The sequence below is a fragment of the Kineococcus rubinsiae genome (assembly GCF_011839805.1).
GTDB classification, from domain to species: domain Bacteria; phylum Actinomycetota; class Actinomycetes; order Actinomycetales; family Kineococcaceae; genus Kineococcus; species Kineococcus rubinsiae.
On sequence record NZ_VWPY01000041.1, the window covers coordinates 1 to 11,660 of the forward strand.

11 protein-coding genes are annotated in these 11,660 nt (G+C 74.4%); 8 read left to right on the forward strand and 3 right to left on the reverse strand.

The features are described 5' to 3' along the window. The coding region (locus F1544_RS16925) for a serine/threonine-protein kinase (protein WP_167587304.1) at positions 1-895 on the reverse strand (895 nt) is incomplete at its 3' end. Between the two features lie 114 nt (positions 896-1,009). Between F1544_RS16925 and F1544_RS16930 the strand changes: the two genes are divergently transcribed. The 3 genes from F1544_RS16930 to lipB are packed head-to-tail and all read left to right on the forward strand — an operon-like array spanning position 1,010 to position 3,748. Beyond that, on the forward strand, positions 1,010-2,317 hold the full coding sequence (locus tag F1544_RS16930) for an FAD-dependent oxidoreductase (protein WP_167587305.1): 1,308 nt from the start codon (positions 1,010-1,012) through the stop codon (positions 2,315-2,317). Continuing rightward, positions 2,314-3,057 (forward strand): Type 1 glutamine amidotransferase-like domain-containing protein, encoded by a 744-nt coding sequence (locus tag F1544_RS16935; protein WP_167587306.1) that lies wholly within the window; start codon positions 2,314-2,316, stop codon positions 3,055-3,057. The genes F1544_RS16930 and F1544_RS16935 overlap by 4 nt, the downstream gene beginning before the upstream one ends. A 13-nt stretch (positions 3,058-3,070) precedes the next feature. Continuing rightward, positions 3,071-3,748 (forward strand): lipoyl(octanoyl) transferase LipB, encoded by a 678-nt coding sequence (lipB, locus tag F1544_RS16940; protein WP_373368094.1) that lies wholly within the window; start codon positions 3,071-3,073, stop codon positions 3,746-3,748. 84 nt (positions 3,749-3,832) lie between these two features. Here the strand turns inward: lipB and F1544_RS16945 are convergent, their stop codons facing one another. Continuing rightward, positions 3,833-4,756 carry an LLM class F420-dependent oxidoreductase gene (locus tag F1544_RS16945; protein WP_167587307.1) on the reverse strand — a complete coding sequence of 308 codons (924 nt, stop codon included), beginning with the start codon at positions 4,754-4,756 and terminating at the stop codon, positions 3,833-3,835. A gap of 59 nt (positions 4,757-4,815) precedes the next feature. Between F1544_RS16945 and F1544_RS16950 the strand changes: the two genes are divergently transcribed. The 3 genes from F1544_RS16950 (at position 4,816) to F1544_RS16960 (ending at position 8,051) form a co-directional block, all read left to right on the forward strand. Beyond that, positions 4,816-6,207 carry a serine hydrolase domain-containing protein gene (locus tag F1544_RS16950; RefSeq protein ID WP_167587308.1) on the forward strand — a complete coding sequence of 464 codons (1,392 nt, stop codon included), beginning with the start codon at positions 4,816-4,818 and terminating at the stop codon, positions 6,205-6,207. Between the two features lie 28 nt (positions 6,208-6,235). Further along, entirely contained in the window at positions 6,236-7,237 is a 1,002-nt protein-coding gene (gene lipA / locus F1544_RS16955; RefSeq protein WP_167587309.1) for a lipoyl synthase, read from the forward strand. 73 nt (positions 7,238-7,310) lie between these two features. Beyond that, positions 7,311-8,051, forward strand: a complete 741-nt coding sequence (locus F1544_RS16960; RefSeq protein ID WP_167587310.1) for a DUF4191 domain-containing protein — start codon at positions 7,311-7,313, stop codon at positions 8,049-8,051. Between the two features lie 79 nt (positions 8,052-8,130). Here the strand turns inward: F1544_RS16960 and F1544_RS16965 are convergent, their stop codons facing one another. Then, a complete protein-coding gene (locus F1544_RS16965; protein WP_208972072.1) occupies positions 8,131-8,517 on the reverse strand; it encodes an RDD family protein in 387 nt (128 codons plus the stop codon). Positions 8,518-8,770: 253 nt separating this feature from the next. Between F1544_RS16965 and glnA the strand changes: the two genes are divergently transcribed. Further along, the gene (gene glnA / locus F1544_RS16970) at positions 8,771-10,195 is read left to right on the forward strand and encodes a type I glutamate--ammonia ligase (protein WP_167587312.1); all 1,425 of its coding nucleotides are present in this window, start codon (positions 8,771-8,773) and stop codon (positions 10,193-10,195) included. A 261-nt stretch (positions 10,196-10,456) separates the two neighbouring features. Further along, a complete protein-coding gene (locus tag F1544_RS16975) occupies positions 10,457-11,632 on the forward strand; it encodes an endo-1,4-beta-xylanase (RefSeq protein WP_167587313.1) in 1,176 nt (391 codons plus the stop codon). Positions 11,633-11,660 lie beyond the last annotated feature (28 nt).

An 11,660-nucleotide genomic window follows, 5' to 3' on the forward strand; every position in this document is an offset into this window, starting at 1 on the left:
GGTGCAGGCCGCGGCGCAGCACGGCCAGCAGCTCCTGCGACGTGCCCGGGGGCAGCTGCGCGGCGGCCCGCCGCGCCGGGCGGCGTCGCCCGGCGGGCGGCGCCTCCCCCGTCAGCGCGCACCAGCACACCGCGGCCAGCCCGTACACGTCCCCGGCCGCCCCCGGCTCCTCCGCGAGCGCCGCGGGGTCGGCGAAGCCGGGGGTGCCGAGGACGCTGCCGGGGCGGCGGCCCAGCGCCCGGGCCAGGCCGAGGTCGGCCAGCAGGGCCTCGCCGCGGGCGTCGAGCAGGACGTTGCCGGGGCTGAGGTCGCCGTGCACGACCCCCGCGGCGTGCAGCTCCTCGAGGGCGGGCCCCAGCGAGGCGAGCAGGCCGACGACCTCGGCCGTCCCGAGGCGGCGGCGGGCGCGCAGCAGGTCGGCGAGGCTGCCCCCGGCGGCCAGGTCCAGGACGAGCACGGGCCGTCCCCCGCCGTCGCGGGAGATGTCGTGGACGGCGACGAGCCGCGGGTGGCGCACGCGCCGCAGGAGCGCGAGCTCGCGGAGCAGGTCGGTGCTCCCGCCGGGGGCCGCGTCGGCGTGCAGGACCTTCAGGGCCCGCCGCTCGCCGTCGGGGCCGGTGCCGGCCCAGACGGTGCCGCTGGCGCCCGCGCCGAGCTCCTCGCCGACCTCGTAGCCGTCCACGACCGGCCGGCGCGGGCCGAGCTCGTCGGCCATCAGCCGGGCCCGGGCGCCACCGGTGCGGTGCAGCACACCGCCGTCCGGGCCGTCGCCCCCGGCGGGGACGAGGGCCGGGACCCCGCGGTGGCGGCCGCCCCCGGACGGCGGCGCGGCGCGGTCCGGCACCACCGCGGCGCTCACGTCGGCGTCGTCGTCGGACCAGCTGTCGAGGCTCACGGGAGCAGACAACCGCACCTCGCGCGGGCGCCGCGGGCGTCGTCCACAGGCAAGATCACGACGCGGCCGCGTCCGGGCAGGCCCCCCGGCGTGGGCCTGGGTAGGCTCGCCCGCGTGATCGACAGTGCCGCAGCGTCCCTGCCCACGTCCGCCGACGTCGTCGTGGTCGGAGCCGGAGTCGCCGGCCTGGCCTGCGCCAAGCACCTCGCGGCCGCGGGCATCGAGGTGGTCGTCGTCGAGGCCTCCGACGGCATCGGCGGCCGGGTGCGCAGCGACGTGGTGGGCAGCTTCCGCGTCGACCGCGGCTTCCAGCTCCTGAACCCCGCCTACCCCGAAGTCGCCAAGGTCCTCGACGTCGGCGCGCTGGACCTGCAGACCTTCGACGCCGGAGTGGCCGTGGCCCGCGGCGGTGTCGTCTCCGCCGTGCGCGACCCCCGCCGCCACCCCGCGGGCGTCCTCGGCGCCCTGCGCTTCCCGCTCGGCTCGCTCGCGGAGAAGACGGCGCTGGTCCGCTGGGCGCTGGGCTCGGCCTCGACGGCGGACCTGCGCCGCGAGGACTCGACGTGGGCGCAGGGCCTGGACGAGGCCGGCGTCGACGGCGAGCTGCGCCACAGCGTGATCGAGCCCTTCCTGGCCGGGGTCCTCGGCGAGGCGGCCGGCACCACGTCGCGGCGCTTCGTCGACCTGCTGCTGCGCACCTTCCTGCGGGGCACCCCCGGGCTGCCCGCGGGCGGCATGCAGGCCGTGCCGGACCAGCTGGCGGCCTCGCTGCCCGCGGGCAGCATCGTCACGGGCGTGGAGGTGGCCCACGTCGGGCACGGACCGCGCTCCCTCGTCGTCGAGACGCCGCAGGGCGGGCTCAGCACCACCGCGATCGTCGTCGCGACGGGGGGCGCGGCGGCCGCCCACCTCACGGGCCTGCCCGAGCCGGAGGCCCACGACCTCGGCACCTTCTGGTTCGCGGCGGCCTCCTCCCCCGCGCCCGCGGGACGCGAGAAGCTGCTGCACCTCGACGGCGACCGCACCGGGCCCGTGGTGAACACCGCGGTGGTCTCCGCCGTGGCCCCGAGCTACGTCCTGGCCGCCGCCGACCACCGGGCGCTCATCTCGGCGCAGGTGCTGGGCGCCGACGTGGGCTCCGACGTCGAGACCGCCGTCCGGGCGCAGCTCGGGCGGGTCTACGGCGTGGACACCCGGGCGTGGACCCTCGTGGCGGCGCACTCGATCCCGCAGGCGCTGCCCGCGGTCGCCCCGCCCTTCGACGGCGGACAGCCCGTCGACCTGGGCGAGGGCGTCTTCGTCGCGGGCGACCACCGCGAGAACGCGTCCCTGCAGGGTGCCCTGGTCTCCGGCCGCCGCGCCGCCGACGCGGTCCTCACGAACCTCGGCTACGGGCGCCGCCCGGCCGCGCTGACCGCGTGAGCGCCCCGCAGCCGACCGTCCTCGCCACGTCGGGGGGCTGGCGGTGGGGTCCGCGCGGGCGCGACTGGGCCCCGCTGGCGCACCACGCCGTCGCCCTGGCGCGGGTGCCCGAGGGCCGCCGGCCGCGCGTCTGCGTGCTCGGCACCGCGATGGGCGACCAGCTCTCCGCGACCGCCGACGTCTACGCCGCAGGCCACCGCGCGGGCTTCGAGACGAGCGTCCTGGACCTGTTCCCCATGCCGTCGGTGGACGACGTCGCCGCCCACCTGCTGGCGCAGGACGTCGTCTGGGTCGACGGCGGCTCGGTGGTCAACCTGCTCGCCGTCTGGCGGGCGCACCAGCTCGAGGGGCCGCTGCGCGAGGCCTGGCAGGCGGGCGTCGTCCTCGCCGGCGTGAGCGCCGGCTCGATCTGCTGGTACCAGGGCGGGCCCACGGACTCCTACGGGCCGACGCTGCGCCCGGTCACCGACGCCCTGGGCTTCCTGCCCTACGGCAACGGCGTGCACTACGACAACGAGGCCCAGCGGCGCCCGCTGCTGCACGGCATGGTGGGCGACGGCACGCTGGGCGAGAGCCACTGCACCGACGACGGCGTCGGCATGGTCTACCACGGCAGCGAGCTGGTCGAGGCGGTCGCCGAGACCCCCGGCAAGGGCGCCTACGTGGTGCGGCGCGACGACTCGGGCGACGGGGTCACGGAGACCAGGATCGAGCCCCGCCTGCTGCCCGGCAGCCGCTGACGCCCGACGTAGGGTGGCGCGCGTGACGACGAGCGTCGAGGTCCTGGTCCAGCGCGTCGACCTCGGCACCGGGCTCGTGGACTACCGCGAGGCCTGGGAGCTGCAGCGCCGCCTGCACGCCGAGGTGGCCGCGGGCGACCGGCCCGACACCGTGCTGCTGCTCGAGCACGCCCCCGTCTACACGGCCGGCAAGCGCACCAACTCCTGGGAGCGGCCCGTCGACGGCACGCCCGTGGTCGACGTCGACCGCGGCGGGCGCATCACCTGGCACGGCCCCGGTCAGCTCGTGGGCTACCCCCTGGTCCGGCTGCGCCGGGGTCTCGACGTGGTCGGCTACGTGCGCCGCCTCGAGCAGCTGCTGCTCGACGTGGCCGCGCGCTTCGACGTCACGGGCCACCGGGTGCCCGACCGCACGGGTGTCTGGGTGGCCTGCGACGAGCCGGCCGTGCCCGGGGGCCCGGCCGAGCGCAAGGTCGCGGCGATCGGCGTGCGCGTCGCCAGGGGCGTGACCATGCACGGCTTCGCCCTCAACTGCGACACGGACCTGCAGGGCTTCGGCACGATCGTCCCGTGCGGGCTCACCGACGCGGGCGTCACCTCGCTGACCGCGGAGGCCGGCCGCCACGTCGGCGTCGTGGACGCGGCGGCCGTCGTCGAGGAGCTCCTGCCGGCCGCCGACCTGCCGGGCTGACAGTTCCGCTGCCCGCAGGGGCTCAGGACGCCCCTCACAGAGCCTCCCGAGGCCTTCGCTGCAGCGGAACCGTCAGCCGCGCCGTCAGAGCTGGCGCGCGACCTCGGCGGCGATGAGCTCGACGTGGTCGAGGTCGGAGAGGTCCAGCACCTGCAGGTAGAAGCGCTCGACGCCGACCTCGCGGTAGGCCTGCATCTTCTCCACGACCTCGGCGGGCGTGCCCGTGAGCCCGTTCTCGCGCAGCTCCTCGACCTCGCGGCCGATGGCTGCGGCCCGGCGCGCGATCTCGGCGTCGTCGCGCCCGACGCAGACGATGAGCGCGGTCGAGTTCGTCATGGTCGCCGGGTCGCGGTCGATCGCCCGGCACGCGTCGGCCACGCGGTCGAGGAGCACCTTCGTCTCCGCGACGCCCTGCCAGGCGCCGTTGTACTCGCTCGCGTAGCGGGCGGCGAGCGCCGGGGTCCGCTTCTTGCCGCCGCCGCCGATGATGATCGGCACGGGCGACTGGACGGGCTTGGGCAGCGCCGGCGACCCGGCCAGCTGGTAGTGGGTGCCGGTGAAGTCGAAGGTCTCCCCGACCGGGGTGGACCACAGGCCGGTGACGACCTGCAGCTGCTCCTCGAAGCGGTCGAAGCGCTCGCCCAGCGGCGGGAAGGGGATGCCGTAGGCGGCGTGCTCCTCGGCGTACCAGCCGGTGCCGAGGCCGAGCTCGACGCGGCCGCCGGACATCTCGTCGACCTGGGCGACCTGGATGGCCAGGACCCCGGGGTGGCGGAACGTCGCCGACGTCACCAGGGTGCCGAGGCGGACGCGGGAGGTGTCGCGGGCGAGCGCCGCGAGCGTCGTCCAGGCGTCGGTGGGCCCGGGCAGGCCCGTGCCGCCCATCGTCAGGTAGTGGTCCGAGCGGAAGAACCCGTCGAAGCCGGCGTCCTCGGTCGCGACCGCGACGCGGCGCAGGTCCTCGTAGCGGGCGCCCTGCTGGGGCTCGGTGAAGATGCGCAGATCCATGCCCGGATCCTCCCGGACGCCGCCGTCCGCCGCTCGGCCGGGTCTGGAAGGGTTGGCGCATGGCTGAGCACTCCCCCACGACTCCCGCCGCCGCGGTGGCCCCCGCGACCGCCCGCGCGCTGGACGGCCTCCTGGCCTCGGCGCAGGTGTCCTCCCGGCTGCCCTCGGTGGTGGCCGGGATCGTGCGCGACGGCGAGCTCGTCTGGTCCGGCGCCCGCGGCCGCGTGGACGGCGCGCGGCCGCAGCCGGCGACGCAGTACCGCATCGGCAGCATCACGAAGACCTTCGTCGCGGCCGGGGTGCTGCGGGCGAACGAGGACGGGCTCGTGGGCCTGGACGACCGCATCGACGACCACCTGCCGGAGCTGGGCGACTCGATCGGGCACCTGACCGTGGGCCAGCTGCTGGGCCAGGCGTCCGGCCTGCAGGCCGAGACCGACGGCCCGTGGTGGGAGCGGACCGCGGGCGGGGACTGGCCGCAGCTGGCCGCGAGCCTCGGGCCGGCGTCGCAGCGCCACCGCGCGGGGGTGCGTTTCCACTACTCCAACGTGGGCTACGGCGTCCTCGGCGAGCTGCTGGGGCGGCTGCGCTCCTCGACGTGGCACGAGGTCGTCGCGGAGCAGTTCCTCGTCCCGCTGGGGATGACGCGGACGACGTTGCGCCCCGACGGCCCGCACGCGCCGGGCCTCGCGGTGCACCCGTGGGCGGACGTGGTGCTGCCCGAGCCCGAGCACGACGGCGGGGCCATGGCGCCCGCGGGGCAGATCTGGTCGACGGTGGGCGACCTGGCGCGCTGGGCGGGCGTCGTGGCGGGGCGCAGCGACGTCCTGCGGCCCGCGACGGTCGAGGCCATGCGCCAGCCGCAGGTCGTCGACGACACCCGCGGTGCGGCCTGGGCGGGCGGCTACGGCCTGGGCCTGCAGCTGTGGAACGACGCGGGGCGCCGGTACGCGGGGCACTCGGGGTCGATGCCGGGCTTCGTGGCCATGCTGCGCGTGGACGTCGAGACCTCCGACGCCGTCGTCGCGATGACCAACTCCACGACGGGCTTCGGCGACCTGCCGACGCGGCTGCTGAAGGCCTACGCCGAGGCCGAGCCGAAGCCGCCGGCGGAGTGGGTGCCGCGCGAGGTCCCCGCGGACGTCCTGGAGCTCGTCGGCCCCTGGTACTGGGGCCCGACGCCGCTCGTCGTGCGCGCCACGGCGGTCGGCCTGGAGCTCTCGGGGCTCGGCGGGCGCGCCCGCGGCTCGCGCTTCGTGCCCACCGAGGGCGGCTGGCGCGGCCTGGACGAGTACTACGCCGGGGAGCCGCTGCGGGTGGTCCGCCGCGACGACGGGTCCGTGAGCCACCTGGACCTCGCGAGCTTCCGACTCACCCGCACGCCCTACAACCCCGACGGTGACGTTCCCGGGGGCGTGCACCCCGACGGGTGGGGAGCGCCCGGGCGGTGAGGTCCGGGCAGGGACGTACGCTGGCGCCGTGACACTCGCACCCGAGGGACGGCGCATGCTGCGCATCGAGGCGCGCAACGCCGAGACGCCCATCGAGCGGAAGCCGTCGTGGATCCGCACCAAGGCCCGCACGGGCCCCGACTACACCGAGCTCAAGGGCCTGGTGAAGTCCGGTGGCCTGCACACGGTGTGCGAGGAGGCGGGCTGCCCCAACATCTACGAGTGCTGGGAGGACCGCGAGGCCACGTTCCTCATCGGCGGCTCCGAGTGCACGCGCCGCTGCGACTTCTGCCAGATCGACACGGGCAAGCCGCAGCCGCTGGACCGCGATGAGCCCCGCCGGGTCGCCGAGAGCATCCGGACGATGGGTCTGCGCTACGCGACCATCACGGGCGTGGCGCGCGACGACCTCGCCGACGGCGGCGCGTGGCTGTACGCCGAGACGATCCGCCAGGTGCACGCGCTGAACGAGGGCACGGGCGTGGAGATCCTCGTCCCGGACTTCAACGGCAAGCCGGAGCTGCTGCAGCAGGTCTTCGACGCGGCACCGGAGGTCTTCGCGCACAACGTCGAGACCGTCCCGCGGATCTTCAAGTCGATCCGCCCGGCGTTCCGCTACGACCGCTCCCTCGACGTCATCACGCAGGGCCGCGACGCGGGGCTCGTGACGAAGTCGAACCTCATCCTCGGCATGGGCGAGACCGACGAGGAGGTCGTGTCCGCGCTGCGCGACCTGCACGACGCCGGCTGCGACATCATCACGATCACTCAGTACCTGCGCCCGACCCCGCGCCACCACCCCGTGGCCCGCTGGGTGAAGCCCGAGGTGTTCGTCGAGCTGTCCCAGGAGGCCGAGCGCATCGGCTTCACGGGCGTCATGTCCGGGCCGCTGGTCCGCTCCTCCTACCGCGCGGGGCGCCTGTGGGCGCAGGCCACCAAGCGCCGCGGCGGCACGATACCGGAGCAGCTCGCGCACCTGGACCGCGACACCCCGGCCGCCCAGGAGGCGTCGAGCCTGCTGCGCCGCTGACGCGCCACCCGTGCGGGCGCGCGACGCGCCCGCACGGCGGGGACCACGGCGTCGCGGCCGTATCCTGTGCGCCATGGCACGACGCCCGAGCGACTCCTCCCCCGCGCCCACCGGTTCGACCAAGGCGCGCAAGCCGAAGAAGCAGGGACGCCTGCGTCAGCTGAAGGCCGTCTACGACATGACGGTCAAGGTCGACCCGGCGACCCGGTGGTGGCTGCTGCTCGCCGTCGGCGCGCCGCTGCTCATCGCGATCGTCATCGGCATCGCCACGACGCACTGGATCTACTTCCCGCTGCTCGGCCTCATGGTCGGCGTCCTCGCGGGGATGTTCGTCCTGGCGCGGCGCGCCGAGCGCGCGGCCTACCTCAACATCGAGGGGCAGAAGGGTGCGGCCGCCGCCGCGCTGAACTCGATCCGCCGCGGCTGGACGATCGAGCAGGAGCCCGTCGCGGTCGACCCGCGCTCGCAGGACATGGTCTTCCGCGCCGTGGGCCGCCCCGGCATCGTGCTCGTCGGCGACGGACCCGCCGGCCGGGTGAAGAAGCTGCTCGAGGGTGAGCGCCGCAAGGTCGCCCGCATCGCCCCCAACGTCCCGGTGCACCTCATGACCGTGGGCAAGGGCGGGGCCGAGGGCGAGGTGCCGCTCGCGAAGGTCGCCGGCAAGGTGCAGCGCCTCAAGCCCGTCCTGACCAAGGGCGAGGTCGCGGCCGTGCAGAAGCGCCTCAAGGCCCTCGGCGGCCTGCGTCCCCCCGTGCCGCAGGGCATCGACCCGATGCGCGCCCGCCCGGACCGCAAGGCCATGCGCGGACGCTGACGCACCCCGACGCACGCAGGCCCCCGACCGCTGCCGGTCGGGGGCCTGCGTCGTGCGGTGGGTCGAGCGGGGTACGCGCTCAGCGCCGGACGACGACCGTCTGCGCGCCCTTGTCGTGCAGCCCGCGCCGGTCGGCGTCGCTGATGACGGCCGGGATGACCAGGCACAGCAGCAGGGTCCGGTAGACGCCGCGCAGCAGCCCCACGGGCCGCGGCGCGTCGAGGCGGCGGACGACGAGCCCCGCCGCGAAGTGCCCGAGGCTCGTCCCGAGCGTGGACACCAGGAGCACGTGCATGAGGGCGAAGACGGCCAGCGGCCCGAACTGCGGGCCGAGGAGGCCGTTGACGAAGACCCGCGCGATGAGCGAGGCGACGACCCAGTCCAGCAGCAGCCCGAGGAAGCGGCGGCCCCAGCCGGCGACGGAGCCCCGTCCGGCGGCGGGCAGCCCGAGGCGCACCCCCGGCACCGGTCCCGGATCCCCGTCCCGCGCAGCCCGTGCGCCCTTCGCTCCCGCGTCCGCCACCCCTCGAGCCTAGGCGGCGGCGGGGGCGGTCACGACGGCGGTCACGACGGCGGTGCGCGGGGCCGTGTCCCGGGCCGGGCGCGGTCTCGGTAACGTTGCCGAAACGTCGGCGACACGGGCGCGAAACCTCACGCCCCTAACGTCGGCCCGTCCGCGGCGGCCCGACTTCCGGGCCGGTCCCGTCCCTGGAGGTTGGATGTTCAGCAACTCCGAAGAGGTCCTGAAGTTCATCAAGGATGAAGACGTCAAGTTCGTCGACATCCGCTTCTGCGACCTGCCGGGTGTCATGCAGCACTTCAACGTGCCGGCGGCGTCCCTCGACGCCGACGCGCTGACCGAGGGCCAGATGTTCGACGGCTCCTCGATCCGCGGTTTCCAGGCGATCCACGAGTCCGACATGAAGCTCATCGCGGACCCGACGTCGGCGTACCTCGACCCGTTCCGGGCCGAGAAGACGCTCATCATCAACCACTCCATCGTCGACCCGTTCACGGGCGAGCCCTACAGCCGCGACCCGCGCAACATCGCGGCCAAGGCCGAGGCGCACCTGAAGACCACCGGCATCGCCGACACGGTCTACTTCGGGGCCGAGGCGGAGTTCTACATCTTCGACGACGTGCGCTTCGAGACGAACGCGCGCGAGTCCTACTACCACATCGACTCCGTCGAGGCGGCGTGGAACACCGGGCGCGCCGAGGACGGCGGCAACCGCGGCTACAAGACGCGGTACAAGGGCGGGTACTTCCCCGTCCCGCCGGTCGACCACTTCGCGGACCTGCGCGACGAGATGGTCATCGAGCTCGAGAAGGCCGGCCTGTCGGTCGAGCGCTCGCACCACGAGGTCGGCACCGCCGGGCAGTCCGAGATCAACTACCGCTTCGACAGCCTGAAGAACGCGGCCGACCAGCTGCTGCTCTTCAAGTACGTCATCAAGAACGTCGCGTGGCGCAACGGCCGCACGGTGACCTTCATGCCCAAGCCGCTCTTCGGGGACAACGGTTCCGGCATGCACTGCCACCAGTCGCTCTGGAAGGACGGCGAGCCCCTCTTCTACGACGAGAAGGGCTACGGCGGCCTGTCCGACATGGCCCGCTGGTACATCGGCGGCCTGCTGCACCACGCGCCGTCGCTGCTCGCGTTCACGAACCCGACGGTGAACTCCTACCACCGCCTGGTCCCGGGCTTCGAGGCTCCCGTGAACCTCGTCTACTCGGCGCGCAACCGCTCCGCCTGCATCCGGATCCCGATCACGGGCAACAACCCCAAGGCCAAGCGCCTGGAGTTCCGCGTCCCGGACCCGTCGGCGAACCCGTACCTGGCGTTCTCGGCGCAGCTCATGGCGGGCCTGGACGGCATCAAGAACCGCATCGAGCCGGCCGACCCGGTCGACAAGGACCTCTACGAGCTCCCGCCCGAGGAGCACGCGAACATCAAGACGGTCCCGTACTCGCTGCCCGCCGTCCTCGACAAGCTCGAGGAGGACCACGACTACCTGCTCGACGGTGGCGTGTTCACCCCCGACCTCATCGAGACCTGGATCGACTACAAGCGCACCAACGAGGTCGACCCGATCCGCCTGCGGCCCCACCCGCACGAGTTCGAGCTCTACTTCGACATCTGACCGGAGGGGTCCCGGCGCCGCGCAGGCGGCGCCCGGGTCCCCACCGTCGCCGACGGCCCCCGCACCGCCGCTGCTCTCCGCAGCGGCCGGTGCGGGGGCCGTCGTGCGTCCGGCACGGCTCCCGCACAGCCCGTTCAGAGCTACCGCTTGACGACGTGCTGCCACCCGCTTACGGTTCGTTGCGATCGGGAACTTCCCGATAGTTTCGAGATCACGCGGCGACGACGCCGCGCTGGTGCCACCCGTGCGAAGGAGCATGAAGTGCGCTTCAACCGATCCCTGCTCGTCGGTGCCCTGTCGGTCACCGCCGTCCTCGCCACCCCCGCGGCCGCGCTCGCCGCCGCCCCGCAGACCGGTCCGCAGGCCGGTCCCCCGTCGCTCTACCAGGGCTCCCCCGCCGACTCGCTGCGCCGCCTGGACCACCCGAGCGGTCTGCGCATCGGCACGGCCGTCAACACCGACGCCCTCGCCGCGGACGCCGCCTACACGAGCATCGCCGCGCAGCAGTTCGACACGGTGACCCCCGAGAACGTCATGAAGTGGGAGGTCGTCGAGCCCACCCGCGGCACCTACGACTGGGCCGCGGCGGACCGGCTGGTGGACTTCGCGCACGCCAACAAGCAGCTGGTGCGCGGGCACACGCTGGTCTGGCACAGCCAGCTGCCCGCGTGGCTGCAGGCCACCATCACGAGCACGACGGACGCGGCCGGCAACCGGGTGGACACCTCGAGCCTGCCGAAGAGCGAGCTGCGGGCCCTGCTGAAGAAGCACGTGCAGGACCAGGTCCGCCACTTCAAGGGCCGCATCTGGCAGTGGGACGTCGTCAACGAGGCCCTCAACGAGGACGGCACCCCCCGCCAGGACGTCTGGTTCCAGGCGTGGGGCGGCACCGGCTACATCGCCGACGCCTTCCGCTGGGCCCACGAGGCGGACCCGCAGGCCAAGCTGTTCTACAACGACTACAACATCGAGTACACCGGGCCGAAGAGCAACGCCGCCTACGCGCTCGCGAAGGACCTCAAGGCCCAGCGCGTGCCGATCGACGGCGTGGGCTTCCAGACCCACCTCGACACGCAGTACGGCTTCCCGGACCTGCAGGCCAACCTGCAGCGCTTCGCGGACCTGAAGCTCTTCGTCGCCGAGACGGAGATCGACATCCGCAGCACGCTGCCGCTGACGCCCGAGGTGCAGGCCCTCCAGAACAGCTACTGGGGGCAGACCCTGCAGGCGTGCCTCGCGGTCAAGCGGTGCATCTCCTACACCGTGTGGGGCTTCGGCGACGCCTACTCCTGGGTCCCCGGCGTCTTCGCCGGCCAGGGCGCGGCCAACCTCTACGACGAGCAGCTCGCCCCGAAGCCGCAGTACGGCGTCCTGCAGGACGTCCTGCGCACCACGCGGGCACCGCACCGGGTCGGCTCCGGCGGCGGCTGGGCCTGAGCACCGCCGCGCTGCGGGGCACCGACCG

Coding starts and splice junctions, on each gene's coding strand:
- F1544_RS16945 (WP_167587307.1), bottom strand. CDS start 4,756: ATGGATCTGCGCATCTTCACCGAGCCCCAGCAGGGCGCCCGCTACGAG.
- F1544_RS16950 (WP_167587308.1), top strand. CDS start 4,816: ATGGCTGAGCACTCCCCCACGACTCCCGCCGCCGCGGTGGCCCCCGCG.
- F1544_RS16960 (WP_167587310.1), top strand. CDS start 7,311: ATGGCACGACGCCCGAGCGACTCCTCCCCCGCGCCCACCGGTTCGACC.
- glnA (WP_167587312.1), top strand. CDS start 8,771: ATGTTCAGCAACTCCGAAGAGGTCCTGAAGTTCATCAAGGATGAAGAC.